The organism is Halobacillus sp. 12SKB, assembly GCF_052941655.1.
Genome location: NZ_JBRFWR010000001.1, coordinates 2530059 through 2556799, shown reverse-complemented (window position 1 = coordinate 2556799; position 26741 = coordinate 2530059). Strand labels below are relative to the sequence as shown.

Sequence of the window (26741 nt, the reverse complement as noted above, 5' to 3'; positions counted from 1 at the left end):
TCCTTTTTATGATTCATCCTTCATTATAGTATATTTCTCTAAAAACTTTGTGTTAAAGTCTCCGCCAACAAATACTTCATGGTCCATCATTCGTTGGTGGAAAGGAATTGTCGTATGAACACCTTCAATGACAAACTCATCAAGGGCACGCTTCATCCTGCGAATCGCTTCATCTCTATCACGACCATAAGTAATCAATTTAGCGACCATAGAATCATAATAAGGCGGAATCATGTAGCCAGGATATGCTGCTGAATCAACCCTTACACCGAGTCCACCTGGTGGAAGGTACATATCAATTTTCCCAGCGGAAGGCATAAAGTTTTTGTGAGGGTTCTCTGCATTGATCCTGCATTCAATGGACCAACCTTCAAATTCAATTTCTTCCTGTTTGAAGGAAAGTTCCTTGTTATCAGCAATCAACAACATCTCTTTAATCAAGTCTACACCTGTCACCATTTCTGTAACGGGGTGTTCAACTTGGATTCTGGTATTCATTTCCATAAAGTAGAAAGAATCATCTTCTTTGTCGTAGATAAACTCAACGGTACCCGCACCTGAATAGTTAACGGCAAGCGCAGCTTTCACTGCTGCATCTCCCATTTTGGCACGCATAGCTTCAGAAATAGCTGGAGAAGGTGTTTCTTCAATCAGCTTCTGAAGGCGGCGTTGAATGGTACAATCCCTTTCACCAAGGTGAACGGCGTTTCCGTGGTTGTCGGCAAGGATTTGTATTTCAACATGGCGGAAATCTTCAATGAATTTTTCAATATAGACACCAGGATTTCCGAAGGCAGTTTCTGCTTCCTGCTGGGTCATACGAATTCCTTTTTTCAAGTCTTCCTCGTTGCGGGCAACACGGATCCCTTTTCCTCCCCCGCCTGCTGTCGCCTTGATAATGACCGGATATCCGATCTCTTCAGCGACTTTCATACCATCTTCTTCATCTTTAATAATGCCCGCTGAGCCAGGAACTACAGGCACTCCTGCATCTCTCATCGTTTCACGAGCGACGTCCTTCGTCCCCATCTTTTGGATGGCGTAAGAGGAAGGTCCAATGAAAGTGATGTTACACTCTTCACACATCTCAGCGAACTCTGCATTTTCAGAAAGAAATCCGTATCCTGGATGGATCGCATCTGTCCCCGTTAATGTAGCAACACTCATAATGTTCGTGTAATTCAAATAACTGTCCTTACTCAATGTCGGACCGACACAATATGCTTCGTCAGCCATCTGGACGTGCAATGCTTCTTTATCAGCTTCGGAATACACCGCGACCGTTTCAATCCCCATCTCTTTGCAAGCGCGGATGACACGGACAGCGATTTCTCCTCTGTTTGCTATCAGAACTTTTTTAATCAACGTCTCAAACCCCCGTTTACTTGGACTTCACGCGGAACAACGGCTGTCCATATTCCACTAATTCACCGTCTTTAACGAGAATCTCAACAATTTCCCCAGATACTTCCGCTTCAATCTCATTAAATAACTTCATCGCTTCAACGATACAGACGACGGAATCTTCTTTGACTGTGTCTCCAACTTTCACATATACATCCTCTTCAGGCGAAGGAGATGCGTAGAAAGTTCCGACCATCGGTGATTTCACCTCTGCATCGAAATCGGCATTCCCTTGAGCTTTAGGCGCTTCTTTCTCAGCTGTTTCTTCTTTCACCTCTGGTTTTGGTGTTTGCTCAACAGCTTCTTGTTTAGGCTCTGGTTTTGGTGGAGCTTGCACTGGTTGTTTGACTTGTACAGGTTCAGTAACAACCTCTCCCTGTGGCTTTTTCATGTGAACTTTAGTTCCGTTTGCTTCATAGGAAAACTCATCGATATTGGATTGATCAATCAACTTAATGATTTCTCTGATTTCTTGTACCTTTAGCATTTTTGGCACCCCTCTTATGTAAAGTTACTTTTTATAAACTGGTACTAATACCTCTTCATATTCTATTATACATTACCACCTCCCTGCAACTCGCGACAAGAATAACCCTCAGTAATATTCTGACAACTATTCCACAATAGCTCTCTTTTGTTGAAGACTCAGTTTCGAGATGCTTTCGGGTTTCGTTTGCCATAATGGAAGTCAGGGGTGCCTGGGAAGCTGCCCGCTTTCCTGTGAGGGAGCGAGCTATTCCCCGCAGCCCCCACCCCCTCAATGAAAGTCTCAAAACTGAGTCTTCAAGAAACCTGCCAAATTGTTCAAGAATTCCTGGATAATAAGTGAAGAGAAAAGATAAAAAAGCCTCACTCCTTTTTTGGAAGGAGTGAGGCTTTTGTTTTATTTTCAACCTGCTGGCTGGAATTGTACTTGGACTTCTTTCTGCCCGAATTCGTCAGAGACCATTTGGATGATGTTGTTCGTTTCTGTTTTCGATAACTCATCTGCTTTTACTGTTACGTGGACGACCTCATCTTCGGCTCTTACTAATACATCATCGTAGGAAGCACTTGCACGGATTGTATTTTCGATGATGGATTCTTTGGATTGGTTTGCTTTAATGGTCTCCATTTTTTCTAAAGCTTCATTCTTTTCTTCTGTACTAAAGTCACTGGAAGCAACGATTTCGGATAATTGTTCCTGCATTTGATCCCGTTGATTCTGCATATCCAGACGGATGGCTGAGAAAAGTTCATCTGTAGAAATTTGCGAGATGACCGTGCCATCACCTGTTGTTTCTACACCTTCTTCTCCAGCAGCGTCTTCTGTAATTTCTGCCCATTCATCTTCTTGTATAAAGGCCATTTCACCATTGTCCGGGGATGTCATGTAGTATACGCTTAGAACAATCAAGAGACTCAACATTGTCAACAACCAAACCGTTTGTTTTTTAACCAAAGTAACCCCTCCTTATTGTTTAGGCAAAACAGAAATTCTGTGAGTCGGGACATCCAAAACTCTAGAGACAGCTTCCACCACCCACGCTTTCACCTGCATTTGATCGACCCCCTCGGCTGTTACGAAAACCCCGCTTACGTCTGGCTTAGATGTTTGTGTTAACAGCGGAACTTCCCGATCGCCTTGGCGGACGAGAACTAGCTGCTGTTCTCTCGAATAATCCTCAATTTCACGTTCCCCTCCGTTCTTATCATTTTCCTTGGTGGTTTGTTTTCCGACGATTAAATTTTTATCGTACACTTTTTTATGTGTCGATGACAGGTTGATCATAATGTCCACAGCACTCACCCCTTGAATGTTTTCAAGAAGAGGCTTGAGCTGTTTTTCATACTCTTTTTCCAACTGTGAAATAGAGTCCGTCATTTCTGGAGTTTGAGCAGCAGATGCACCCTCTCCGGATTGACTTTGGACATTTCCTTCATCAAGAGCCGTTGAAGGAGGATCGCTCGGTTGAAACCAATTGCTTGTTAGAATAATCAACACTCCGATAATGCCAATGGCGATCAAATACTTCGTTTTATTCAGCTTTCTCCCCTCTTTGTTTGATAGAGGTTCCGTCAGTTTGTTCCACCATTTATTCATCCTCATCCTCCCAGCGGATAATGATTTGTTCTTTGTTCAAATCAAGATAGTCAGCGACCCATTTTAATAATTCTGGATCTTGCTTTTTATCTTCTGTTTCCACTTCATCCATGATTGAGATCTCTACATCTTCGACCGACTGGGTCAGTTCATCACGAGAAAGCGTGAGGGTCAGCTTGTCCAATGTTTCCAAACTGTAGGGCTGTTGATGGAAGCTCATTTGAACATCGACGAGAACCAAGTTTTGTTCTTCTTTTAATGGTGTTTCAATTTCAGCTGTAAGAGCCTGGGTAACTTGTTCTAATTTATATGCATCTTGTCCGGCGAGTATTTCATTTTTCTTTGATTCTACATTTTCCTCGAAAACTTCTGCATCCAATTGTTGCTGCATGGTCTGATCTGCACGTTGGACGAGGCTTTCAGGGTCGATATTTAATATTTGTAAGAGCGGCCCCATAAAAATCAGTACTAGCAAAATAGACATGACAAGTCGTGCATAATTCTTCATGACGCCTGACGGCAGAAGAGCGTCTGCTACCATCGCTAATAAGAGAAAAAGAACAATTTTTGTGATCCACTCAATCAGATACTCCATGTTCACCACCCTATCTGACCATCATCGTAATGTTACTAGCCGCCACCATGATGACGATTACAAGAAAGAACATCATAGAAACCATTAAGAGTGCTGCGAATATATAGAGGATGTGCCTGCTGACGACATCCATCGCCTGGATGATCGGGCCATCACCCAGAGGCTGAAGAAGAGCAGCCGCGATTTTATAAATAAGCGCAATAGCCAGCACTTTAATAGCCGGGAACACAGCGATTCCAAGTAATATGACGACACCAGCAATTCCTAGTGTGTTTTTTAGAACAAGGGAAGCCCCGAGGATTGTATCGGTGGCATCCGTAAACAACCTCCCGACAACAGGGACAAAATTTCCTGTAACAAATCGAGCTGTTTTCATCGTAATCCCGTCCTGTACCGCAGTCACAGTGCCCTGAACAGATATCACTCCAAGAAAAATGGTTAAAAACACACCCATGATTGCCATGCCGGTTTTCCTCAAAAGTTCAGCCAGCTGATCCACTTTGTACGTCTCGTTCAAACTTCCCACAATTAGCAAAAGAGCGGAGGATGCAAACAATGGGATGAGTAAGTATTTGACTAGCAGGCCGCTGGATTGGACGAGGGCAATAATAATGGGGTGAAAAAAGGAAATTGACATCAAGTGACTGAAGGAAGCCATGATTCCAAGAAGGAGAGGAATCAACCCGATCATGAAGCTGCTCATTCGTTCGATGGCCCCTAGAGTATATTCAATGACCTGCCGAAAACTCTCGAGAGCAAGTGTCAATAAAACAAGGTAAACCACCATGTACGCAATCTTACTTACTACAGAATTTTCGAAAGCGGACTGCACCGAATGAAGCAAAGTACTGAAAAGTGTCAAAAACAATAGTGAAGCCAGCAACTTCCCGTTGAGGAGAAGCTCATGGAAAAAGAATTCCAGAATTCCAGAAAACCAATCGGATGATTCAACGGAACTTTCACTTTGAATAAATTCACGGAAATTATTCGTATGAAAGCTAGGCAGGTAATCTCCATACTGTTGATTCAATTGACGCCAACTTTCCTCCAACTCTTCTGTAGATACCTGGTCGAGCATTGATATATCAGCATCTTCAGGGGCTGGGGAGGGAGATGCGGCAACAATGATTGGAGAGTTCAAGCAACCGATTATGATTAGACAACACAACACGACCCTTTTCATGGCATCCCTCCCGAATTTCCTATGCCCCTGGAATGAAATTCAATATGGTCTCAATCACAGCTGTCACAATCGGTATGGCGAGCATTAAGATGAACAATTTCCCCGCGAGTTCCACTTTAGAAGCCAAGGAATTTAGTCCGGCATCTCGAATAAGTTGAGCCCCAAATTCAGCAATATAGGCGATGCCAATAATTTTCAAAATGGTCTTGAAGTACACAGGTTCGACCTGAGCCTTTTCTGCCATGTAAGACAACAGGGAAAAGATATGCCTGACCTGATCAAGGATGGTTAAGAACAAGATGATGACTGTGAATAAAAGGAGAAGAAAAGCGACCGAAGATTTGTGTTCCTTTAAAAGTAATATCAACAGGGCCGCCACTAATCCTAAGGAGACAATTTGAATGATATCCATGAGTTACCCCTGGTAGAGAAAAACAGACTTGATTTGTTGAAACAGATCGGCGAGCCTGTGAAGGACGATAAATAAAACAATGATGAAACCTGTCAAGGTCACAGCCTGTGCAATCTCTTCTTTTCCCATCTGTTTCAGGATGCTATGGATCATCGCGACAATAATACCGACACCAGCTATTTGGAATAATATCGTTGCATCTTGGAGCACAATGCCTCTTCCCCCTTTTGTAAAATCCATATAGACCTAGTTAAACCACCTACACGATTAGAATGATGACGAGCAGCCCGCTTAATATCCCCATCCCTTTCGCCATCTTTTGATATTGATCACCGACTTCCAGGGCATCATGCAGTTCGCGGTCAAGGTGATGGATAGTGAGTTGAATCTGTTTTTGCTGCTGCTCCAGATCGTGCTGTCCAAGCGTCCTTCCAAACTGCATCAGAATTTCATATTCGTTTTTCGACAACGCGTTCAATGACCAGTGTTTCTTTAACTGTTTGGACCATAAGGAATAAAAGTCATCCCAAACTCCATTTTCATTCAAAATCCCTTCAAAGAACTGATTAATGGGTTTCGGTAAATGTGTAGATAGATTTTCACAAACTTCCAGCAGTGAAGATTGTCCATAAACCATCTCGGCCTCTATCATCTGTAAAGCATTCTTCCATTGCCGAATATGCCCTGGGCGCTTCTTAAAACGGGAAGCCATATCAAACCCTGCCCAGGTCGTAACGGTCAATATGATGACGGCCCCAATCCATTGCATTCGATCCCCTCCCCTTGCCCTGAATCAATAGGTCTCCTGATTGATCGAGTACTGTCCAGTTTCTTTCTCTTTGAGGTGACATCCGGTCCAAGACAAGGTAGCGTTGAAACACTTTCTCATCCATCAATTGTTTGGCTGATGGACGCTTCTTTACACCTGAAAAACTTTGACCATGAATACTGCAAATGACCTCTACCCCTGTATAAGTCGCTTCTCGGACCGCTTCCGCGTCTTTTTTTCCACCAATTTCGTCTACAATTAACACCTCAGGTGACATGGAACGGATCATCATCATCATGCCTTCTGCTTTAGGACAAGCATCCATCACATCTGTACGGAACCCGACATCCAGCTGAGGAACACCCCTCATACTAGCTGCAATTTCGGAACGCTCGTCCACAATGGCGACTTTCGCTGCGCGGTACCCTTGTTGATCAGATCCAATGTAACGCGCCAATTCCCGCAGTAGTGTGGTTTTCCCTGATTGCGGAGGTCCGATGACCAGCGTACTCATCCAGCGCCCAGATTGATAAAGGTATGGAATGAGAGGTTCAATATTTCCGGAAGTAGCTCTAGCAACCCTGATGTTCATAAAGGATATGTGCTTTAACGTTTCTACATGATCTTGATGAGTGTTCGTCTTACCAGCCAACCCTACCCTATGGCCACCCTCGATCGTAATAAATCCCTCTTTCAACTCTTCCTTGAAACGGTAGAGTGAGAACTGACTGATCTGATTTAGGACGAAAGAGAGATGTTCAACGGTCATCACCGCAGTTTCAATGGATTCATGACGATTATTTTCAAGAATCTCTATCGGACGACCGATTCTTAAACGGATCTCCTGCACTCTCTTCCATTGCACCTCACTTTTTAAGAGATGCTGGATAGAGGGTGGAAACAAACGTATAATCTCCTTCATCCTCTCCTACTCCTTTATTTGGTTTACTTCATATGTATGTGCTTACTGAGAGCTTATGACTGTGAAATGGTATAAAACTAGAAGATTTTGAGAGAGGTAATAGAGAGGTAATAGAGTGATTGATAGACACTGCAGGGGCAGGCCTTAATCAATATATGTCCGTATGTGTCCATCATATTCCTGAGCTATATAACAAAATAAAGCAGAATTAGTGAACACTTAATTTTGAGGCGTTTATTTGAGTTCAACGGATTCGGGAGTAGATTCAACATTTTCTAACACATGGATACTGAAATTGATCCATCAGGAAGAAAGTATGGAAGAGTAATGATCGCTCACCTTGGAAAACAGAAATGTTTTCACAAAAAAAGAACTTGCCCTGTTTGGACAAGTCCTTTTCGAAGATCAAAATTATGCACGGGATACGTATTTGCCATCTGTTGTACTGATGACCAGCACTTCTCCTTCATTAATGAAGAAAGGTACTTGAACAGTAAGCCCTGTTTCAAGCGTTGCAGGCTTCGTACCTCCGCTTGCTGTATCACCCTTGATTCCAGGTTCCGTTTCTGTAACTTCCAGCTCAACGTTTTTCGGTAGTTCAACACCGATTGTTTCACTTTCATAAGACTGGATTTGAACTTCCATGTTCTCTTTTAGATAGTTTAATTGATCCTGGATGGTAGCTGTCGGGATTTCTACTTGCTCATATGTCTCCATATCCATGAACGCATGCATATCACCATTCGCATAAAGATATTGCATCTTACGGTTTTCAATATGAGCACGCTCTACTTTTTCACCGCCGCGGAACGTTTTTTCCTGAATATTTCCATTACGCAGGTTACGAAGTTTTGAACGAACAAATGCCGCTCCTTTTCCTGGCTTCACGTGTTGGAAATCCATCACTTGCCAGATATCCCCATCCACTTCAATTGTCAGACCTGTACGAAAATCGTTTACTGAAATCATTTGACTTCCTCCTTTTAATTACAACGTGATTAATTCTTTGGTAGACTTGCTCAATCGTTCATTTCCTGTTTTCGTAACGATTGTATCATCTTCGATCCGGCAGCCGCCGACGTTCGGAACATAAATGCCCGGCTCAACCGTAACGACCATACCTTCTTCAAGAGTGACATCGGAACGGAAGGATAATCCAGGACCTTCATGGACATCCAGACCGATTCCATGGCCCGTGGAATGACCGAAATACTCGCCATACCCTTTTTCTTTAATGTAATCACGTGTCAGTGCATCCGCTTCTTTGCAGGTGATGCCTTCTTTTATTCCTTCCATCCCTTTTAACTGGGCCTGCAAAACGGTATCATAGATTTCCTTTAACTGATCATTGATTTCGCCCACAGCTACAGTTCTTGTGATATCAGAACAATATCCTTTGTAAAGGGCCCCAAAATCAAGCGTTACAAGCTCCCCGGATTGGATTTCCTTCTCAGAGGCAACACCGTGTGGAAGAGCTGAACGGTAACCTGATGCAACGATAATATCAAAACTTGAGGAGGTCGCCCCCTGCTTACGCATGAAGAACTCAAGTTCATTCGATACATCAATCTCCTTCACACCAGGCTTTATGTAACCAAGAATATGTTCGAAAGCATCATCAGCAATCTTAACGGCATCCTTTAATATACTAATCTCCTCATCCGTCTTAATCAAGCGTAATTTTTCCACAAGGCCTGATGTAGGAACGAGCTCTGCTTCTAATGCTTCTTCATATTGTTCAAAAAGGGTGTAGGTGACATGATCTTTTTCAAACCCGATTCGTTTCAAGCCTAGTTCTTTCGCTTTTTCGGCTACCGTTTTCGGCATAGGCGTTTTATGTTCAAGGATCTCAAACTCCTTGGCTTGCTCTGCCGCTTGTTCTGTATAGCGGAAGTCTGTAATTAAAACAGCTTCATCCCTTGTCACTAAAAGAGCTCCGGAAGAGCCTACGAAACCTGATATATACCTTCTGTTTTTCGGACTCATAATTAAAAGACCGTCTAATTCTTTTGAAGCCAGCGATTTTCTTAAATTTGAAAGTTTACTCACGAATGATTTCTCCCTTCACTTTCTATCTTTTGGATCAGCCCCAATGTCGCTAATCGGTAGCCATCAATTCCAAATCCGACCACTTGTCCTGAGCATACCGGTGCTAACATCGAAATATGGCGGAAAGATTCCCGTTCATGGACATTTGATATATGGATTTCTACCACAGGTTTTGAAATGGCACTGACGGCATCACGTAAAGCGATGCTTGTGTGTGTATAGGCTGCTGGGTTAATGATGATTCCATCAGCTTCTTCTTCCGCTCGCTGAATCCAGTCTACGAGATCCCCCTCATGATTGGATTGAAAAGATGTCACCTCAAACCCCTGGTCGGCGGCTATTTGCTTGACCAATGCCACAACATTTTCGAGAGACATTTTTCCATACGTAGCCGGCTCTCTTTTGCCTAACATATTCAAATTCGGCCCATTGATTAAAAACAGCCGCTTCTTCCCCATTCAACAATCCCACCATTTCCAAAATTGTCATACACTTTAAGTTTATCATACTCTCCCTTGATTTGAATAAGAATTCACTGTCTCATTGAACTCCCTGTATTCATAGGAAATGGAATACCCGATAAAAACACCGTATAAAATAAATAAACAGCCGGTTGTAACCCATGTATCACTATTGAGTTCCATGAAAGCCGGGATTGCCGGAAAGATCGGAGTCAATAGAAAATAAACAATCGCCCAAAGCCCGATTCCATAAAAGACCCCAGGCCAAATTCCATTCCTTTTTTTCAAGAGAAGGTAGTAAACGAGGGCCGTTCCTAAAGATAGAATACCTACAATGAGAATGGCTAACACTTCAGCAAGCCATGTTCCGGTCCATTCCGTCTGCCAGAACGATCGAAATATGAAGGAGGCAGGAGACACCTCTGTGAAATTAAAATAATAAGCGATTGTCCCTAAACCACTCCATAAAACTCCGGCGGTAAAACCTGTGACTAATGCTTTTGATATGACACTTTGCTGTGGCTCTTGTTGTCTTTGATCTTTTTGTTTTTCAGCCATTTTCATCACCTCTATTCTCATTTTAACCAACCCCAATTTTTTCATGCTCTTTTCAATTGTTGGGCTAGTGATTCATGGAGATTTGAGGTAAAATAGAAGTCCAACCAATTTTATTATTCTATTGTTTAAACAGCCCGCTTGAAGGAAAGAGTTTACTAAAACGTACTCTTCCACCATTCAAAAATTAAGATGGGGCTGCATATTTTATTCTATAAAGGAAACAATCTTAAATAGCACATAACCGCCTACCATCCGCCGCATCTGATGATGAATAGTGTTGAAATAAGGGTATAGTTCAATAACCAGATATTCATAGTCGACCACTACGAGAAGGGAGGAAAATATCATGCGTAATTGGATGACTCCTGTCATTTACACGTTGATCGGTTTAGCTATCTTCTTCGTTGGCATTCAGCTGTTTACAAACACGACTGGCTTTCTCACTTCGATCGTCACGATGATCGGAATCGCCGCTCTCATTTATGGAGCCATCTACTTCTTCTTCCTCCGCAAACGCGGCTTTGGAGGAGCGGCAGGTGGAAACCGAAATGAAATGAAAAAATATAAGCAGGCGGTCAAGCAATCCAAACAAAAATACAAGCAGCCAACCCCCGCAATTAAAAAAAGCCCTGTAGCCAAAGCACAGACCAAGGCCTCACCATTAGGTCGAAAAAACCGCAAACGCGTGAACGGTCCACAGCTTCGTGTTATTGAAGGCAGTAAAAGCAAAGGAAAAAATCGAGCCACCTTCTAATGGCTCGATTTTTTATTTCTTAATTATAGTATCAACGGCTCCACCTTTTTAAAAATTTACCCGCATGTTCCCGACCTAATTCCATCAAAGTTTCTTTTTCTTCTTTGCTCATATCGAAATCCGTCGTTTCCACTCCACTGACCGGGATAAAGATAATATCCTTACTTAGAGCCTTGGAAATGTACCTTGCATCATGAGCCTGCTGCATCGTTTTAAAAAGGGCGTGGAACATTTGAATCGCATTCTTAATTTTCTGTTCAGGTAGTTTATCTGGTTCATCACTTAACTTCATTCCAATTACAGGTCTGGTACGGCAGCCGTCCTGTTTTTCCCAAATCCACAGAGGAAAATTACTCAACACTCCACCATCTACAATAATGGATCTACCACGTTTCCCATGTATTTTAACGGGAATGAAAAAGTAGGGGAGTCCCGAGCTCATCCTTACTGCTTTTGCTACTGAAAAGGTAGCCGGATCTATGCCGTAAACTTTCTTCAGATCATCAGGTATGACAACAATTCTCCCCTGTGTCAGATCAGAACATATCACTTTTAAAGACCCAGGCGGTAAGTCCGCAAACGTACGAACACCCTTTTCACCAAGCCACTCCTCAAGAACATTTTCCAACTGATTCCCTTTATAAAGCCCCATCCGGTAATACAAAAGAAGCCATTTCATAAATGGAAACAGGCGATCTGTCAATGGAACGTCTACTAGACTAAGAAACGAAAGATTATTGAGTCTTTCCTTCAGTTCTTTAGCTGTGTAGCCGGCAGCTGTCAAACTCGCTAAAATGGCACCAGCGGATGTTCCGGCCATTCGTTTGAATGTGTACCCTTGCTCTTCCAGTTCTTCAAGAGCCCCAATGAAAGCAAGGGCCTTCACACCGCCACCGGAAAAAACTCCGTCCACTTTCATCCTGCTTCACCCCACTTTACTTCATTATAAACACGCGTTTGGCAAATTAGAACGAAAGCAGCCGATTTGAAATGTAAGGTTATTCATAGTGCTAAATCATGTCTTTCGCTGACACTTAATCGCTTCCTTACCTTAACTAATCAGGGGCTGGACCCGGTGAGGAAAGATTGCTGAAAATTATCAAAGACCCCAAAACACATCCAATATATTTAAGAGATCTTGCCCTGTCGTTTCGGAGCACAAGTTTAACAGCAAATAAAAGACGCATGGGATCCCATGCGTCTTTTTACTCATCATTCTGTTCTTCATTCTTTTTTTGGACTTCTCTCAATGACTCCACTCGCTCTGGGTTCTCATCGAAATATTGAACGAGATCGCCTATGCGGTCGATGGAATTCCAACTCATGTGGTGTTCAATACCCTCAACATCATCATAGATGTTCTCCTGATCGACCCCGATAATCTCTAAGAACTGCTCCAATAGTTCGTGACGATATACGAGGCGTTTGCCAACTTTCTTTCCTTTTGGTGTCAGGATCAATCCGCGATATTTTTCATAGTTCAAGTATTGGTCCCGGTCAAGTTTTTGAACCATCTTCGTCACGGATGACGGATGCACCTGGAGATTTTCAGCAATATCAGAAACTCGTGCATACCCTTTATCTTCAATCAATATATATATTTGTTCAATATAATCTTCCATGCTAGGTGTCGGCATGTTGAACCCCCAATACCCTGTCTTATGTACACGCCATACATAATATGACGGACGGTTTTTATAGCATATGTTTGCACATTAAAATGATACACCAGATTCCTACCAGTGACAAGCAAGGGCTGTACTTATGAATTTCTGTGCATTTGGATTTGGGAAGCTCTAAAACCAAGGTGGTTAGAGCAGGAACTTAATAAATCGGAGTAAAAAATGAACCGGCCGTAAAAAACGACCGGTTATTTTTTATTTACAATCCACACTTCAGTTGGGCATTACAATTTGTACAAGTATTACAACCACCGATATCTTCAACCGTACCTTGACGGCAGACTGGACAAGTATCTCCTACTTCAGATCCAATCGTAACATTAGTCTTATCGAGTTCATGGATGGTATCCATAAGAACAACATGGGGTTTTTTGTCTTCAGATTCAAACAGTTCCGTCTGTTCTCCCTCGAAGTCATTTTCTTCTGCTTTCAAAGATAATACTTGACTATCTCGACTTCCATCGACATACACCGTACCACCCTTGGCTCCACCACGATATAGTCGTTGGTACACTCGTTCCACTTCTTCAACTGTGTACCCTTTCGGAGCATTGACTGTCTTGGATATACTGCTATCCACCCAGCGCTGTATAATACACTGTGTATCCGCGTGTGCCTCGGGTGTCATAGTCATTGCTGTGATGAACCAATCCGGCAGCTCATTTGGATCTTGTTCTGGATGAGCATCCAAGTATTCCTGAAGAATATCAGCTTTAACCTCGATAAATTTGCCCAATCGACCGCTTCTATAATAGGAGAATGAAAAATAAGGCTCAAGACCCGTACTTACGCCTACCATTGTACCTGTACTTCCTGTAGGTGCAACAGTTAAGAGATGGGAGTTTCGAATACCATACGTCAATACATCCTGGCGTATATCTTCAGGCATCTCCTTCATATAACCAGTTTGAACAAAACGTTCTCGCAGCTCTTTCGTCTCTGCATCCGTTTTTCCTGTTAAGAATGGGAAACTTCCTTTTTCTTTTGCAAGCTCAATGGACTCACGGTAGGCCGTAGTTGCGATGGCTTCAAAAATCTCATCGACCAGTTGATTTCCTTCTTCTGATCCATAAGTCGTTTCACAATAAATCAACAAGTCATGCAGCCCCATAACACCAAGTCCAATTCTTCGTTCTCCCAGGGCCTGTACTTTATTTTCCTCTAGGAAATATGGAGTTGCATCAATGACATTGTCCTGTAAACGCACGCCGCGGCGTACCGTTTTCTTAAGCTTTTCAAAGTCGACCTGCTTACGGTCTTTGTCTGCAACATTTGCCAAATTAACAGCAGCCAAATTACAAACAGAATAAGGGGCAAGCGGCTGTTCCCCACAAGGGTTCGTAGCAACTACCTTCTGTCCATAGGCCGTGGCATTTGTTTTTTCATTGGCATTATCAATAAAGAATATCCCCGGCTCAGCCGAATACGTAGCACAAATATTGATGAGGTTCCATAGTTCACTAGCTTTAACAGTACGATACGTGCGTACACCAAATCCGCGAGCTTCCCATTCACGAACATCTCCACTTTGATGCCATTCTTCATTGTATGTTTCCATTTCTTCCGCTGAGTAATTTTCAACATCGGGGAAGCGAAGCTCATAATCAGCATCATTCTCTACTGCTTCCATGAATTCATTCGTGATACACACTGAAATGTTGGCACCTGTCAGGAATTCAGAATTATGGACGGTATAGTTTCCACCCAAGTGCAGTTTTTCTTCCGCTTCTTGAATGCTTTGGTCCGTAAATCCTCCTTGTCCTTGAATGTGCTTATAATTGACCACACTCTGGTACAAGTCTTTCTCCGTTTCCGTGAGAGGGGTAAACTTCAATTTATCTTTAGCCAACTGCTTGATCGTTTCATCTTCGGTATTCTCAATGAGGAAACGAAGAATTCGCGTGTTTTGCATTTTAGAAATAATAAATTCCAAGATGTCAGGGTGCCAGTCGGATAACATAATCATTTGCGCCCCGCGTCTCGAACCGCCTTGTTCGACAAGATGTGTAAGCTTCGCGATATCATCGAGCCAGGAAACTGAACCTGATGATTTACCATTCACTCCTCTAGCAAGCGTGTTCCGTGGGCGTAACGTCGATCCGTTTGTTCCAACTCCACCTCCACGGGACATAATTTCCATCACCTGCTTACGATGGTCCGATATTCCCTCGCGGGAGTCTTGAATGTATGGCATGACATAACAATTAAAGTACGTGACGTCAGTTTGTGAACCTGCACCATACAAAACACGTCCAGCTGGAATGAAATTCAATTCCGATAACTCTTCATAGAAGTCATTGAAGCTCTGCTGTTTCTTTTCAGGGTCTGTTTCTACTTCTGAGAGACCTGATGCATTTCGCAGTGCAATCTGCTCGTAATAGACTTCCAGAGGTTTATCAATGGTATCAAGGTTGCGCTTGATCAATCCTGTTTTTCGTTCCTCTTCATGTTCAAGAACATTTAAAAATTCATCCTCCACTTTCACAATGGCCTGATGGGACTGCCAATCAATGGAATGAATAAACCCAAATCCCCGAGCAGGAAACTTAGGGTCGTCCTTAACCGTAAGAACAACGAAATCCCCCTCTGCAAGAGTCAACTTTTCTGTATCTTTAAACGCATACCTGTCCAGCATCACAAGTCTTGAAACACCTTTGTGCGTAATTGTCATAGATTCAGTAATCTCATGGACCTGTGGAAATTGTCTGATATCCGCATTGAGGCGGTCCACGTCAATTTTTGTGTGTACATCTGTGGAGGTGGTCGTCTGCATTTTGCATCTCTCCCTTTAAACTAAAAACTAAGTAATTTTCATTTGATATAAGTAACATACCACATCCACAAAAAGATAATCAATATATTGTGTTGTGATAATTTTCAGTCACCATATATTGTGCTGTTGAACGAATATGTAGAAACTTGTCAATCGAAAAATCTTGAGATATTAAACGTATAAACCAGAGATTGAAAGAAAAACCTGCTCCCTATTGTTTGAATCAGCTTTTTCATCATTTGCATCCCTATACCTTCTACAATCCTCGACAAAATAACAATTCCCCTCAAGTTTCAAAAAAATTTTTTTGAAATACTCATCATTCCCTCCTATAATAGATAAAGGAATAGAGAAATGAGGGGGATGGAAAGATGGATTTATGGATCTTAATCGCAGCGATCCTATTAATTATCGCTTTCGGTTTGTATAGATTCTTCAAAGCAAGAAAAATCATGACCACATTACCGGAAGACAAGTTCCGCGAAGGCTACAGAAAAGCCCAGTTGATTGATGTTCGTGAACCAAAAGAATTTGATGGCGGTCACATCTTAGGGGCAAGAAATATTCCATTGTCTCAAATGAAGAACCGCCTTATTGAAATTCGCAAAGACAAACCTGTTTATCTATACTGCCAAAGCGGCGCCCGTTCTGCGCGTGCCGCAATGATGCTCCACAAACAAGGATATGAAGACCTCAATATGCTTGAAGGTGGCTTCAAAAAGTGGAATGGTAAAATCAAAGCTAAAAAATAACCACCCTCCCGGTTCTCAAAGAACCGGGATTTTGTTTTCTTCACCTCAAGCTATTGCTCCCTTTTCTTAAAGGCTCAGTTTCGAGACGATTGGGCGGTTCTAGGGGCTCCGAGAAAAGGTTCGCTTTCCATGGGGCGGGCGGTGAGCCTCCTCAGGCTACGCCTTCCGGGGTCTCACCTGTCCCACACGTCCCATAGGAGTCTCACCGTTTCCCTCCGCCCCTTGACCATATAAGTATTTCGAAACGACCTCTAAAAGGATCAGAACGTATGGTTAAGGAAGTGGATGATTAGAATTGGATTCGAGAATCTTCCATGATAAGGGGGGCGGAGGGAATGGCGAGACTCCTGCGGGACAAAAGTGCAGGGTGAGATCCCACAGGACGAAGTCCGAGGAGGCTCACCGCGCTCCCCGGAAAGCGAGCTATTACCCGTAGCCCCACCCACTCAATAAAAGCCTCGAAACTGAGTATTCAAGTATCCTGCCAGATTGTTTAAGAGATAAAACCCGGCGTCCACCTAGATATGGACGCCGGGTTTTGTTATTGCTCTTTTTGGTATCTTAAAACGGGTTTACGTGCTGCCTGTGTTTCGTCCATACGGCTCACAATCGTTGTATGAGGAGCTTCCTGCACTTTTTCAGGATCGTTTTCCGCTTCGTGTGCGATCTGAATCATACGATCAATGAAATCGTCCAGCGTTTCTTTGGATTCCGTTTCTGTGGGTTCGATCATGAGTGCCTCTTCCACATTGATCGGGAAGTAGATCGTTGGCGGATGATAGCCGAAGTCAAGGAGACGCTTCGCCATATCCAATGTGCGGACCCCGAGTTTCTTCTGCCGCTTCCCTGACAAAATGAATTCGTGTTTACAATGACGGTCGAATGGAAGATCGAATTCCTCTTGAAGACGTCGCATCATGTAGTTCGCATTGATGACGGCGTACTCACTCACTTTTTTCAGCCCTTCTGGTCCCATCGTACGGATGTACGTATAAGCACGTACATTGATTCCGAAGTTCCCATAATACGGTTTCACTCTCCCAATGGATTGAGGACGGTCATAGTCAAACACATATAGATCATTTTCCTTCGTCAAAATCGGTGCTGGTAAGTATTCAGCAAACTCTGCCGTTACTCCTACTGGACCTGACCCCGGACCTCCGCCACCGTGAGGACCTGTAAATGTTTTATGAAGGTTCAGGTGAACGACATCAAAGCCCATGTCTCCTGGTCGTGCATAGCCAAGAATGGCGTTAAGGTTCGCTCCATCATAATAAAGCTTACCTCCAGCTTCATGCACGATGGCTGCCATTTCTTCGATATCCTCTTCAAACAAACCGAGGGTATTCGGGTTGGTGAGCATTAACGCTGCCGTTTGCTCATCTACGACACGCTTCAAGTCTTCCAGGTCCACAAGACCTCGCTCATCCGACTTGACCGTTACCGCTTCAAAACCTGCGACTGTTGCTGAGGCAGGGTTCGTACCATGAGCCGAGTCTGGAACAATCACTTTCGTCCGGTTCGTTTCTCCTTTTGCTTCGTGATAAGCACGAATCATCATTAACCCCGTCCATTCCCCGTGTGCGCCTGCAGCTGGCTGTAAAGTAACGGTATCCATTCCAGTGATCACAGCAAGGGATTCTTGCAAATCATACATTAGATGTAGAGCTCCCTGGACACTTTCCACCGGTTGGTAAGGGTGGATATGACTGAAACCAGTCAGCCGAGCTACATCTTCATTCATTTTCGGGTTGTATTTCATTGTGCAAGATCCAAGAGGGTAAAACCCTGAGTCAACCCCGTGGTTTCTTTTAGAAAGAGCGGTGTAGTGACGCATAATCTGCAGTTCACTCACCTCCGGAAGGTCCGGTTCACTTTTTCTAACATAGGCTTCTCCGATTACATCGTCAACATTCGTTTCCGGCACATCAAACTCTGGCAAACTATAGCCGGTACGACTTTCTTGGCTCAATTCAAATATCAATGGAAAGTCCTGATTAGACATGAAGATCCCCCACTTCCTTGACAAACGTATCCATTTCTTCTTTTGTCCGGATTTCTGTTACGGCTACCAGCATACAGTTCTTCAGTCTTTCATCTGCCTCACCAAGGTCATATCCTCCAACGATACCTCGATCAAGCAGCTTGCGGTTGAACTCTTTTACATCTCTGTCTAATTTGACTACAATTTCGTTGAAAAATGCACCATCAAAAACAACCTCTATACCATTTTCCTGAAGTTGTTTCTTCATATAGGCTGCTTTTTGGATGTTCATCCAGGACATCTTTTTCAGTCCCTGTTTACCAAGCGAAGACATCGCTACGGATGAAGCGAGAGCATTCAATGCCTGATTGGAACAAATGTTAGATGTTGCTTTATCACGACGGATGTGCTGCTCCCTTGCCTGCAATGTCAACACGAAGCCACGACGACCCTCTTCATCCACTGTCTGCCCAACGAGTCTCCCCGGTACTTTTCTCATCAATTTCTTCGTAGTCGCAAAATATCCACAGTGCGGGCCGCCATATTGTGCTGGTATTCCAAACACTTGAGCATCTCCGACAACGATATCAGCTCCGAATTCCCCTGGAGGTGTTAAGTATCCTAGAGCGAGGGGGTTGCTTGATGTAATCATCATCGCTTTTTTCTGTGTATCTACAATAGATCTAACCTGTTCCAGCGGTTCGGTTTGACCGAAGAAGTTCGGATACTGAATAACAACACTTGCCGTGTCCTCATCTAATTCTCTTTCTAACTGTTCAAGGTCTGTTCTACCGTCCTTATGGTCAATCTCCACCACTTCAACGCCTGGTCCTTTAACATAGGAATGGATAACAGCTAAGGACTCAGGATGAATCGCTTTCGACACGAGTACTTTCTTTTTCTTCGTTTGTCCTGCAGACAAGTTGACCGCTTCGGCTAGAGCTGTTCCACCATCGTACATCGAGGAGTTCGCCACATCCATCCCTGTCAATTCACAAATCATTGTTTGAAATTCAAAGATTGCCTGCAGCTCACCTTGAGAGATTTCAGGTTGATAAGGAGTATAAGCCGTGTAGAACTCTGACCTTGAAATCACATGATCTACAATAGACGGAATGTAATGATCATAGACACCTGCACCAAGAAAAGAGGTGTGAGACTTCAAATTGACGTTCTTCCCTGCAAGTTCCGTCAATTCTTTCATGAGTTGGAATTCATTTTTAGGTTCTTTAATTTCCAGCTCGCCTTTAAAACGAATATTTTCCGGTATATCTGAGAAAAGTTCATCGGAATGTTCGACACCGATTACATCCAGCATTTCTTTTTTATCTGTTTCTGTCATGGGCAAGTAACGAAACTCCATGCTTCCATCCCCCTCGATTTATCTTCTATAAAAAGGTGTTTTAACAACTTTCGCTTTTAATTTCCTTTTACGGACTTGTACCGTTACTTCTGTCCCTTCGGCGGTATATTCACTGTTGAGAAGTGCCAAACCAACGTTTTTTCCAAGGGTCGGTGACTGGGTCCCTGTCGTAACAAAACCGATGACTTCTTCTCCGTCCAGAACGTCGTAATGGGTACGCGGAATTCCCTTGTCGATCATTTCAATTCCGACAAGCTTTCGACCAGGTCCCTCTTCCTTTTGCCTTTTCAAAACTTCTTTACCAATGAAATCTGCTTCTTTATTCACTTTCACAGCAAAGTTCAATCCAGCTTCAATGGGAGTAATCTCTTTACTAAGCTCTTGGCCATACAACGCAAGGTTCGCTTCAAATCGAAGTGTGTCACGAGCTCCGAGTCCAACCGGCTTCAACCCAAACGGTGCACCAGCTTCAAGGATGGCTTGCCACAGCTGGGCACCCGATTCTGCATGCAGATAAATTTCAAACCCGTCTTCACCAGTATATCCTGTGCGGGACACAAGAGCCTTTCCATCGACGCCCTTCAATGTCACACCTTGTTCAAAACGGAAAAACTTGATGTTGGAAAGTTCCGTGTCCGTAATGGTTTGAAGCGCTTCTTCCGCTTTCGGTCCCTGGACCGCGAGCTGTACGTATTCATCAGAGACGTCTTCCACGGTTACATCGCCTTCCTGATGTTCTTTCAACCACTCATAGTCCTTATGACGGTTCGCTGCATTGACGACAAGGAGGTATTTATCCTGATCAAGATGGTAGACGATCAAGTCATCAACCGTTCCTCCGTCTTCATAGCACATGATCGTGTATTGAGCTTTCCCTGGCTCAAGCTTAGACACGTCATTGGTGAGCATTTTTTGCAGGAAAGGAAGACTATCCGGTCCTTCTACCATCACTTCTGCCATATGAGAGACATCAAACAACCCTGCGGCTGTTCGTGTGGCCTGGTGCTCCTCTTTGATACTTGAGAACTGTACAGGTAAATCCCATCCACCAAAATCGATGGTTTTCGCTCCTAGTTTCTTGTATTCAGAGTATAGCGGTGTTCGTTTCAAATCTGCCATTGGAACCACTCCTTATCACTGATTACACTGATTTCGCCCATAAAAAAAGAGACTTCACCGCTTGCACGGGAGTCTCTGTCCGTTTCACCAGAAAGTTTCACAACAGGAAGACCTGATGCTTGCTTCTTGGGTGGTTTGCACACAAAATGCAAACACTCTCCAGAGTTGCGTCCTATAGAGGTCTTTTTGCCTGAGAGATTCACAAATGAATGCTTGCTCCTTCGGCGCCACGGGCGTGGTCTCTCCCTCTACAGTCATTCGCTTTCGTATTTTTCTAGATTTTACCGGGCATACTATTGTGTAACGTTCACACAATGTTGTGTATATTTTCAGCATCATTATATCACGCGTCTTTCACAAAAGACATGATAATTCTACAATAATTCGCAATCTTTTATCATTCCTATTGATGGAGGGCTACTATTATGATTGAAATTCATCCAGACCAGGGATTTATTGGAATATTAAGCGAGAACCTGGAACACCCTGATAAACTTACAACATGGGATGGTTTTAAGCTTGCGTATCAGGCCGCTCAATTTAAAACCGTACCAAGATTCGACGGCCTCCTTGCTCTTGAACACCTTCCCCATGTAGATTTTATGGAACACCAGATTGAAGCAGCAGAAACAGCAGTCCATCAGATGAATGGACGTGCCATTCTAGCTGATGAAGTAGGGCTTGGAAAGACATTGGAAGCAGGACTGATATTAAAAGAATATATGATCAGGGGAAGAGCTAAAAAAATCCTCATCTTAACTCCGGCATCACTTGTAAACCAGTGGATCCAGGAGTTAAATGAAAAGTTTTATATTCAGGCTGCATCCCCCCGGAAAAAACACGCCTCCTGGAATGAATGGGATGTGACCGTAACTTCCATAGACATGGCTAAACGTGATAAACATAGAGAAGTCATCTTGGATATCGACTATGACCTTATCATTATTGACGAAGCACATAAGCTAAAGAACCACCAAACGAAAAATTATCAGTTCGTACAATCCTTGAAAAAAACTTATTGTCTTTTATTAACAGCCACACCCATTCAAAATAAACTGAGTGATTTGTTTAATTTAGTATCCATTCTTAAACCCGGTTATCTCGGAAACCTGACTGATTTCAAGAAAAAGTATAAAGAAAACGCGGATGATGAGGATAATATCCAACACATCCATTCCCTCGTCGGTCATTTAATGATCCGGAACCGAAGAAAAGATACCGGACTCGATTCATCCAAGCGTAAAGTCGTCAATGAGAGGCTCTCGTTCTCTGAGGAAGAAATGAACATGTATAAAAACTTAGAAGCTCTGAAAGCGAGTCACCCCTCCTTTACTTGGCTGACACTTGCCAAAGAACTATGTTCGTCTAGAGAAGCTTGTTACATGTCCCTGAACCAATTGAAGAAAAAAGCACCGGAAGAAAAAGCAGGTATATATGATGAGTACATTGAAGCAATCGGCCAGGTTCCTCATCATGTGAAAGCAAAGCGGATGACGGAACTCATTGAAAATACAGGCGAGAAATTCATTGTATTTACTGAATACCGTGCCACCCAATTTTATTTGCAGTGGTATCTCCAGCAGAATGGAATCACCTCCGTTCCATTCAGTGGAAAATTCAATAAGAGCAAGCGGGATTGGATGAAACAGTTGTTCAAGACCAAAGCCCAGGTAATGGTGGCCACAGAAGCTGGCGGAGAAGGAATCAACCTCCAGTTCTGCCATCACATGATTAACTACGATCTTCCTTGGAATCCAATGCGTCTCGAACAGAGGATTGGCCGGATTCACCGCTTCGGACAGGAGCACGATGTTAAAATTTTCAACTTTGCGATTAAAGATACGATCGAGGATCACATCATGAAGATGCTGTATGAGAAGATCGAAATGTTCAAAAATGCGGTCGGTGACCTCGATCATATTCTTGAGCAAATTCCAGGTGGGTCGTTCGAGCATCAAATCCAGTCCATTCTCAAACAGTCGGAAAGTCAAGGAGAGGTCGACATCAAACTCAACAATTTGGTCAGTTATGTCGAGCATACGGTGAATGAAAGGAGAGAATCGAGTTGAATGCCCCAAACCCATACAAATCGTTCGTCAAGCAGTTCTTTTTATCTCATGGTTGTTCAATAATAAACGATCCCCCTTCCCATTTCACTGTACAACTTACAAATGAGATGGATGAGGAAATCATGAACCGTCCCTTCTACTGGCATTATATGAAGAAGATGAATCGAGAAGGCGTCCCTATGAAGCTGAGCTTCAGCGATACAGATCAGAAACAGACGGGGGGCATTTATCTTCATGCAGGGACCCCTAAACTTCACCGCTTGTACAATACAGCAATTTCTAAAGCACGAACAGCTAGACTTTATGAAGTGGTCCATCAGACGACCGGACAAAACAGGGCCATGAGTCCCTGGCTGGTTGTCAACGGGCTTCTGCACTTTCGTGGAAAGCACACAAGGGATGAAGCCGTTTCCATAGGAATCAACTTGATCCACGGAACGATGATGCTTGGAATGATGGACAAAATGATGGATATGAATTTTGAAACAACCGTTTCGGATTATACATTTCCGATGAGGCCGGTCATTTCTTTATCTCATGCTTATAAACGCATGGAACGACATATTGAAACGTATGTCGGATCGCTCGATCATCAATGGGCGAAGGATTCTTTGCATCATCTTGAAAAAGAAACTCAATTGCTTGAATCCTTTTATGAGTCTGAAGACATCAGTTTGGATTCTTTCACAAAAGAACGGGAGCAACTCGACAATCGATACAAGCCATATATAGAAATGGAAGTCATCAATGGGGGACTGTTTTACATTTCACAGGAAACCAGCAGGACTTGGATGCAGAACGAAGCTAAAGACATTCCAAAAGTTTAGAATTAACAGGTGAAGAGAGCTGACGGCAGCCTAGCACGTAAATATGCCGTGAATAACTCTACCTTGTACCCGCGCCCGGGGAACCCATGATGCAAAGTTTAAAAAGAAGAAAAAAGCCGCTGAAATTTTCAGCGGCTTTTCTTACTTTTTCAATGATTGTTGATTCGTTTCCTTTTGAACATTTTCAAAGCGAAAGGAAGCAATCCGAACCAGTAAAAGGAGGATTTTTTGGAGGGCTTGGATTCTTTTCGTTGCTGCTTCTCATCCTTAGACATGTGCATATACTTGACAACTTCTTCTGTCAAAAACTTTACATAATCATTCTGATTCATGAGAACCCCTCTTTTTCCATTGTTGCTTTTAGTATGCTCCAAATCCTGCTATTATAGACGTGCTACCAATTCTTCGGTGATTTCTTCAGGGGTTTTCTGATCCACGTTGATGACAACATCTGCCGATTGTTCGTATAAACTAAGACGTTCATCAAAACGTTTTTTCTTTTCAGAGTCATCCCCTTTCCATAATGGCCGGTCAGTATCACCTGTTAACCTTTCCACAATCGTTTCCCATTCTGCTTTTAAGTACACAACGGTCCCCTCTTGCATGAGGGCTCGGTTTTCTTCCCGGAGAATGACGCCCCCTCCTGTAGATAGGACAACCTCTTCTTTTAAGTTCCTCAAGAATTCTGTTTCCTTATTTCGGAAGTACTGCTCTCCTTTTAAAGCAAACATATCCCGGATCTTCATTCCTTCCGCTTCTTCTATAGCCTCATCCATTTCTATGTATGGATATTTCATTTTTTCACTTATCATCTTTGCTATTGTAGATTTTCCACTTCCCATGAAACCTGTTAAAAATATCACTAAATATTCCCCCTTTAAAATCCTTGCAGGAATTACGCTTTTTATGTCGAATAATATAAAAGGCCAAATAATACGAAAGAGGTGGTAAATGATTGAAATCCATCGCTCAATATGCCCATGAGCTAATCGTTTCTGCTATCCAGCAAACCGCTACGGACATCCACTTTTCCCCTTATGAAGAAACAGCCTCCATCCATTTCCGCATTCACGGCAAACGAATTTTCCACTCCACGGCTCCACTCCCTTTGTACAAGAAATTACTTTCCTACTTCAAGTTCACTTCAGGAATGGACATAGGAGAACACAAACGTCCTCAGAACGGTACGTTTCAACACCGCTCCAATCAGAACACATTTGACTTACGTCTATCAACGCTTCCCATAACTGGCACCGAAAGTCTGGCCATCCGAATTTTAAGACCGATGGACCACACCCCGCTTGAGCAGCTTTTCCTCTTTCCTTACCAACTAGAAAAAATCCAGCGTTGGTTGAATCACCGCAGTGGCATGATCCTCTTCACAGGACCGACGGGAAGCGGGAAAACCACCACTCTATATGCTTTGCTCCAATCCCTTACCTCCACAAGCTCTTTTCAGGCCATCACCCTAGAAGACCCAATTGAAAAGAATTTAAACAACATCATTCAAGTACAAGTGAACGAGCGTGCAGGTGTGACTTATGATACAGGGTTAAAAGCAGCCTTAAGACACGACCCGGACCTGTTGATGGTTGGGGAAATTCGTGACAAGTCAACCGCACAATTCGCATTTCGCGCTGCTTTAAGCGGACACCTTGTCATTAGCACCATCCATGCTCGAGATGCCCACGGCACCATACATCGGCTTAGAGAAATGAGCATCAAACAAACGGATATCGACCAGACCATGATCGCCATCGCCTCTCAACAACTCGTATCTCTTGAAGGAGCCAAGCATTTACCTAAAAGAGCGGCAATTCTTGAACTATTGGAAGGGCCTCAATTAAAAAAAGCGATTGAAGGGCAGGCCAAACACCAACAGAACTTTCAATCGTTCAGACACTTAAGGAGGAAAGCCTATGCACTTGGTTTCGTTGCAAAAACCGAAGTGGGCTCGTTTTCGTGACCCACCTTTGTCTGTCAGTCAACAGATACAGTTTTTCAAAAGGTGCAGTCATATTCTAGACAAAGGCTATCCTCTTCTGGACGCCCTGCAAATGACTAGCTGGGACACAAAACTGAAATCCACTTGTGATACCTTGACCCGACACCTTTGCGCTGGTGAGCCCATCCATGAAGCTTTTAAGAAAGCCCACTTCTCCCTTTCTGTTACCAACTTCCTTTACTTCAGTCAGGTTCACCATAACTTGTCCAGAAGTTTTATGCAGTGTAAAGACATGTTGCAAATGAAAAAGGATTACAAAGAGAAATTCATTAAAGTTATTCGGTACCCCGTATTTTTATTTGTTTTCCTTATTATTGCTTGCACAATCTTACAAAGAACAGTGATCCCAAATTTTTTACATCTATTTGAAGGTGAGAAAGATGGAACCTTCCGACTGATGATCATCATTATGCACATCATGAATGGAACGGGGATCCTCGTTCTTCTGACTGCTCTTCTCCTTTTGACCATTATAATTATCTTACCGCGGATGTCATTAAAAAAAAAGCTGTCGTTATATGAAAAAGTCTCTCTCTTAAAGCTATACCATTCCTACTCCGTCTCCTTTCTATTTACAACCCACCTCCACTCTTTACTCCAGGCAGGCCTTCCACTAAAGGATGCAATAGAAATGATCAACGGGAATAAAAATTATGAATTGCTCTCTTATTATTGCAATGAATTGTTGCAAGAACTGTCCAACGGTAAAACTTTTGCTCAGGCGATTTACAGCTGTCCGTTATTCAGACCAGAACTCACCAATATTTTTCATCATACCAACGACATCGAAGCTTTAAAGGATGAACTTGAACTTCTTGCCGAATTCTTAATGGATTATCTAAGCCAAAGGATTTCCACATGGCTCCACATTATACAGCCGGCTTTCTTTATCATCATTGCCACCGTTATCATCTTGATTTACGCATCCATCATGCTGCCTCTGTACCAGTGGATGAACCAAATTTAAACGAGGAGGA

General features: G+C 43.1%; 28 protein-coding genes and 2 riboswitches. Of the genes, 6 read left to right on the top strand and 22 right to left on the bottom strand.

Translation table 11 applies throughout. The features are described from left to right. Positions 1-6: 6 nt before the first annotated feature. From accC to ACQ4XT_RS12365, 14 genes are all read right to left on the bottom strand, one after another. Positions 7-1365: an acetyl-CoA carboxylase biotin carboxylase subunit gene (gene accC / locus ACQ4XT_RS12430; RefSeq protein ID WP_446853928.1), complete on the bottom strand. Its 1359-nt coding sequence runs from the start codon at positions 1363-1365 to the stop codon at positions 7-9. A gap of 16 nt (positions 1366-1381) precedes the next feature. Further along, positions 1382-1891 carry an acetyl-CoA carboxylase biotin carboxyl carrier protein gene (accB, locus tag ACQ4XT_RS12425; RefSeq protein ID WP_446853927.1) on the bottom strand — a complete coding sequence of 170 codons (510 nt, stop codon included), beginning with the start codon at positions 1889-1891 and terminating at the stop codon, positions 1382-1384. Between the two features lie 402 nt (positions 1892-2293). Next, on the bottom strand, positions 2294-2845 hold the full coding sequence (locus ACQ4XT_RS12420) for a SpoIIIAH-like family protein (RefSeq protein WP_226590839.1): 552 nt from the start codon (positions 2843-2845) through the stop codon (positions 2294-2296). Between the two features lie 12 nt (positions 2846-2857). Continuing rightward, on the bottom strand, positions 2858-3487 hold the full coding sequence (spoIIIAG, locus tag ACQ4XT_RS12415; RefSeq protein WP_446853926.1) for a stage III sporulation protein AG: 630 nt from the start codon (positions 3485-3487) through the stop codon (positions 2858-2860). After that, positions 3480-4082: a stage III sporulation protein AF gene (gene spoIIIAF / locus ACQ4XT_RS12410; RefSeq protein ID WP_446853925.1), complete on the bottom strand. Its 603-nt coding sequence runs from the start codon at positions 4080-4082 to the stop codon at positions 3480-3482. The genes spoIIIAG and spoIIIAF overlap by 8 nt, the downstream gene beginning before the upstream one ends. A 10-nt stretch (positions 4083-4092) precedes the next feature. Then, positions 4093-5265, bottom strand: a complete 1173-nt coding sequence (gene spoIIIAE, locus ACQ4XT_RS12405; protein ID WP_446853924.1) for a stage III sporulation protein AE — start codon at positions 5263-5265, stop codon at positions 4093-4095. Between the two features lie 19 nt (positions 5266-5284). Then, on the bottom strand, positions 5285-5677 hold the full coding sequence (spoIIIAD, locus tag ACQ4XT_RS12400; RefSeq protein ID WP_146812886.1) for a stage III sporulation protein AD: 393 nt from the start codon (positions 5675-5677) through the stop codon (positions 5285-5287). 3 nt (positions 5678-5680) lie between these two features. Further along, positions 5681-5887: a stage III sporulation protein AC gene (gene spoIIIAC, locus ACQ4XT_RS12395; protein ID WP_008637060.1), complete on the bottom strand. Its 207-nt coding sequence runs from the start codon at positions 5885-5887 to the stop codon at positions 5681-5683. A gap of 49 nt (positions 5888-5936) precedes the next feature. Continuing rightward, positions 5937-6446 (bottom strand): stage III sporulation protein SpoIIIAB, encoded by a 510-nt coding sequence (spoIIIAB, locus tag ACQ4XT_RS12390; RefSeq protein ID WP_446853923.1) that lies wholly within the window; start codon positions 6444-6446, stop codon positions 5937-5939. Further along, a complete protein-coding gene (spoIIIAA, locus tag ACQ4XT_RS12385) occupies positions 6391-7368 on the bottom strand; it encodes a stage III sporulation protein AA (protein ID WP_446853922.1) in 978 nt (325 codons plus the stop codon). The genes spoIIIAB and spoIIIAA overlap by 56 nt, the downstream gene beginning before the upstream one ends. A gap of 411 nt (positions 7369-7779) precedes the next feature. Next, positions 7780-8337 carry an elongation factor P gene (efp, locus tag ACQ4XT_RS12380; RefSeq protein ID WP_220585216.1) on the bottom strand — a complete coding sequence of 186 codons (558 nt, stop codon included), beginning with the start codon at positions 8335-8337 and terminating at the stop codon, positions 7780-7782. 18 nt (positions 8338-8355) lie between these two features. After that, entirely contained in the window at positions 8356-9417 is a 1062-nt protein-coding gene (locus ACQ4XT_RS12375; protein WP_446853921.1) for a M24 family metallopeptidase, read from the bottom strand. Beyond that, positions 9414-9875, bottom strand: a complete 462-nt coding sequence (aroQ, locus tag ACQ4XT_RS12370) for a type II 3-dehydroquinate dehydratase (protein WP_446853920.1) — start codon at positions 9873-9875, stop codon at positions 9414-9416. The genes ACQ4XT_RS12375 and aroQ overlap by 4 nt, the downstream gene beginning before the upstream one ends. 45 nt (positions 9876-9920) lie before the next feature. Next, complete coding sequence (locus ACQ4XT_RS12365; RefSeq protein ID WP_446853919.1) at positions 9921-10442, bottom strand: YqhR family membrane protein; 522 nt, start codon at positions 10440-10442, stop codon at positions 9921-9923. A 340-nt stretch (positions 10443-10782) separates the two neighbouring features. Between ACQ4XT_RS12365 and ACQ4XT_RS12360 the strand changes: the two genes are divergently transcribed. Continuing rightward, entirely contained in the window at positions 10783-11190 is a 408-nt protein-coding gene (locus ACQ4XT_RS12360) for an SA1362 family protein (protein WP_446853918.1), read from the top strand. 31 nt (positions 11191-11221) lie between these two features. Here ACQ4XT_RS12360 and ACQ4XT_RS12355 read toward each other — a convergent pair whose 3' ends face one another. From ACQ4XT_RS12355 to ACQ4XT_RS12345, 3 genes are all read right to left on the bottom strand, one after another. Continuing rightward, positions 11222-12109: a patatin-like phospholipase family protein gene (locus tag ACQ4XT_RS12355; RefSeq protein WP_446853917.1), complete on the bottom strand. Its 888-nt coding sequence runs from the start codon at positions 12107-12109 to the stop codon at positions 11222-11224. Between the two features lie 286 nt (positions 12110-12395). Then, positions 12396-12827 carry a transcriptional regulator MntR gene (gene mntR, locus ACQ4XT_RS12350; protein ID WP_446853916.1) on the bottom strand — a complete coding sequence of 144 codons (432 nt, stop codon included), beginning with the start codon at positions 12825-12827 and terminating at the stop codon, positions 12396-12398. Between the two features lie 244 nt (positions 12828-13071). Next, positions 13072-15645, bottom strand: coding sequence for a vitamin B12-dependent ribonucleotide reductase (locus ACQ4XT_RS12345; protein ID WP_446853915.1), 2574 nt, complete (start codon positions 15643-15645; stop codon positions 13072-13074). Between the two features lie 371 nt (positions 15646-16016). Here ACQ4XT_RS12345 and ACQ4XT_RS12340 point away from each other — a divergent pair, with 371 nt between their 5' ends. Next, positions 16017-16397 carry a rhodanese-like domain-containing protein gene (locus ACQ4XT_RS12340; protein WP_160911108.1) on the top strand — a complete coding sequence of 127 codons (381 nt, stop codon included), beginning with the start codon at positions 16017-16019 and terminating at the stop codon, positions 16395-16397. 541 nt (positions 16398-16938) lie between these two features. Here ACQ4XT_RS12340 and gcvPB read toward each other — a convergent pair. From gcvPB to gcvT, 3 genes are read right to left on the bottom strand one after another with little or no spacing between them, the layout of a single operon-like run. Then, a complete protein-coding gene (gene gcvPB, locus ACQ4XT_RS12335) occupies positions 16939-18402 on the bottom strand; it encodes an aminomethyl-transferring glycine dehydrogenase subunit GcvPB (protein ID WP_446853914.1) in 1464 nt (487 codons plus the stop codon). After that, the gene (gene gcvPA, locus ACQ4XT_RS12330; RefSeq protein WP_446853913.1) at positions 18395-19744 is read right to left on the bottom strand and encodes an aminomethyl-transferring glycine dehydrogenase subunit GcvPA; all 1350 of its coding nucleotides are present in this window, start codon (positions 19742-19744) and stop codon (positions 18395-18397) included. Before gcvPA ends, gcvPB begins: the two co-directional genes overlap by 8 nt. Before the next feature lie 18 nt (positions 19745-19762). After that, on the bottom strand, positions 19763-20863 hold the full coding sequence (gene gcvT / locus ACQ4XT_RS12325; RefSeq protein WP_446853912.1) for a glycine cleavage system aminomethyltransferase GcvT: 1101 nt from the start codon (positions 20861-20863) through the stop codon (positions 19763-19765). A 73-nt stretch (positions 20864-20936) separates the two neighbouring features. Beyond that, positions 20937-21028: riboswitch (glycine riboswitch) on the bottom strand. A gap of 3 nt (positions 21029-21031) precedes the next feature. Beyond that, positions 21032-21121: riboswitch (glycine riboswitch) on the bottom strand. 167 nt (positions 21122-21288) lie between these two features. Here gcvT and ACQ4XT_RS12320 point away from each other — a divergent pair. Together ACQ4XT_RS12320 and ACQ4XT_RS12315 are read left to right on the top strand one after the other, a co-directional pair. Next, a complete protein-coding gene (locus ACQ4XT_RS12320; RefSeq protein WP_446853911.1) occupies positions 21289-22932 on the top strand; it encodes a DEAD/DEAH box helicase in 1644 nt (547 codons plus the stop codon). Beyond that, positions 22929-23759 (top strand): YqhG family protein, encoded by an 831-nt coding sequence (locus tag ACQ4XT_RS12315; protein WP_446853910.1) that lies wholly within the window; start codon positions 22929-22931, stop codon positions 23757-23759. Before ACQ4XT_RS12320 ends, ACQ4XT_RS12315 begins: the two co-directional genes overlap by 4 nt. Positions 23760-23908: 149 nt before the next feature. Here ACQ4XT_RS12315 and ACQ4XT_RS12310 read toward each other — a convergent pair whose 3' ends face one another. Both ACQ4XT_RS12310 and ACQ4XT_RS12305 read right to left on the bottom strand, forming a co-directional pair. Then, entirely contained in the window at positions 23909-24091 is a 183-nt protein-coding gene (locus ACQ4XT_RS12310) for a YqzE family protein (protein ID WP_089651741.1), read from the bottom strand. A gap of 51 nt (positions 24092-24142) precedes the next feature. Further along, positions 24143-24622, bottom strand: coding sequence for a shikimate kinase (locus ACQ4XT_RS12305; RefSeq protein ID WP_446853909.1), 480 nt, complete (start codon positions 24620-24622; stop codon positions 24143-24145). Between the two features lie 92 nt (positions 24623-24714). Here ACQ4XT_RS12305 and comGA point away from each other — a divergent pair, with 92 nt between their 5' ends. Further along, on the top strand, positions 24715-25725 hold the full coding sequence (gene comGA, locus ACQ4XT_RS12300) for a competence type IV pilus ATPase ComGA (protein ID WP_446853908.1): 1011 nt from the start codon (positions 24715-24717) through the stop codon (positions 25723-25725). Next, positions 25679-26731: a type II secretion system F family protein gene (locus ACQ4XT_RS12295; protein ID WP_446853907.1), complete on the top strand. Its 1053-nt coding sequence runs from the start codon at positions 25679-25681 to the stop codon at positions 26729-26731. The genes comGA and ACQ4XT_RS12295 overlap by 47 nt, the downstream gene beginning before the upstream one ends. Positions 26732-26741 lie beyond the last annotated feature (10 nt).

Bases quoted from the DNA above. Each gene is read 5' to 3' on its own strand.
- accB (WP_446853927.1), bottom strand. From the start codon at position 1,891: ATGCTAAAGGTACAAGAAATCAGAGAAATCATTAAGTTGATTGATCAA.
- spoIIIAG (WP_446853926.1), bottom strand. From the start codon at position 3,487: ATGAATAAATGGTGGAACAAACTGACGGAACCTCTATCAAACAAAGAG.
- spoIIIAF (WP_446853925.1), bottom strand. From the start codon at position 4,082: ATGGAGTATCTGATTGAGTGGATCACAAAAATTGTTCTTTTTCTCTTA.
- spoIIIAE (WP_446853924.1), bottom strand. From the start codon at position 5,265: ATGAAAAGGGTCGTGTTGTGTTGTCTAATCATAATCGGTTGCTTGAAC.
- spoIIIAD (WP_146812886.1), bottom strand. From the start codon at position 5,677: ATGGATATCATTCAAATTGTCTCCTTAGGATTAGTGGCGGCCCTGTTG.
- spoIIIAB (WP_446853923.1), bottom strand. From the start codon at position 6,446: ATGCAATGGATTGGGGCCGTCATCATATTGACCGTTACGACCTGGGCA.
- spoIIIAA (WP_446853922.1), bottom strand. From the start codon at position 7,368: ATGAAGGAGATTATACGTTTGTTTCCACCCTCTATCCAGCATCTCTTA.
- efp (WP_220585216.1), bottom strand. From the start codon at position 8,337: ATGATTTCAGTAAACGATTTTCGTACAGGTCTGACAATTGAAGTGGAT.
- aroQ (WP_446853920.1), bottom strand. From the start codon at position 9,875: ATGGGGAAGAAGCGGCTGTTTTTAATCAATGGGCCGAATTTGAATATG.
- ACQ4XT_RS12365 (WP_446853919.1), bottom strand. From the start codon at position 10,442: ATGAAAATGGCTGAAAAACAAAAAGATCAAAGACAACAAGAGCCACAG.
- ACQ4XT_RS12360 (WP_446853918.1), top strand. From the start codon at position 10,783: ATGCGTAATTGGATGACTCCTGTCATTTACACGTTGATCGGTTTAGCT.
- ACQ4XT_RS12355 (WP_446853917.1), bottom strand. From the start codon at position 12,109: ATGAAAGTGGACGGAGTTTTTTCCGGTGGCGGTGTGAAGGCCCTTGCT.
- mntR (WP_446853916.1), bottom strand. From the start codon at position 12,827: ATGCCGACACCTAGCATGGAAGATTATATTGAACAAATATATATATTG.
- ACQ4XT_RS12345 (WP_446853915.1), bottom strand. From the start codon at position 15,645: ATGCAGACGACCACCTCCACAGATGTACACACAAAAATTGACGTGGAC.
- ACQ4XT_RS12340 (WP_160911108.1), top strand. From the start codon at position 16,017: ATGGATTTATGGATCTTAATCGCAGCGATCCTATTAATTATCGCTTTC.
- gcvPB (WP_446853914.1), bottom strand. From the start codon at position 18,402: ATGTCTAATCAGGACTTTCCATTGATATTTGAATTGAGCCAAGAAAGT.
- gcvPA (WP_446853913.1), bottom strand. From the start codon at position 19,744: ATGGAGTTTCGTTACTTGCCCATGACAGAAACAGATAAAAAAGAAATG.
- gcvT (WP_446853912.1), bottom strand. From the start codon at position 20,863: ATGGCAGATTTGAAACGAACACCGCTATACTCTGAATACAAGAAACTA.
- ACQ4XT_RS12320 (WP_446853911.1), top strand. From the start codon at position 21,289: ATGATTGAAATTCATCCAGACCAGGGATTTATTGGAATATTAAGCGAG.
- ACQ4XT_RS12310 (WP_089651741.1), bottom strand. From the start codon at position 24,091: ATGAATCAGAATGATTATGTAAAGTTTTTGACAGAAGAAGTTGTCAAG.
- ACQ4XT_RS12295 (WP_446853907.1), top strand. From the start codon at position 25,679: ATGCACTTGGTTTCGTTGCAAAAACCGAAGTGGGCTCGTTTTCGTGAC.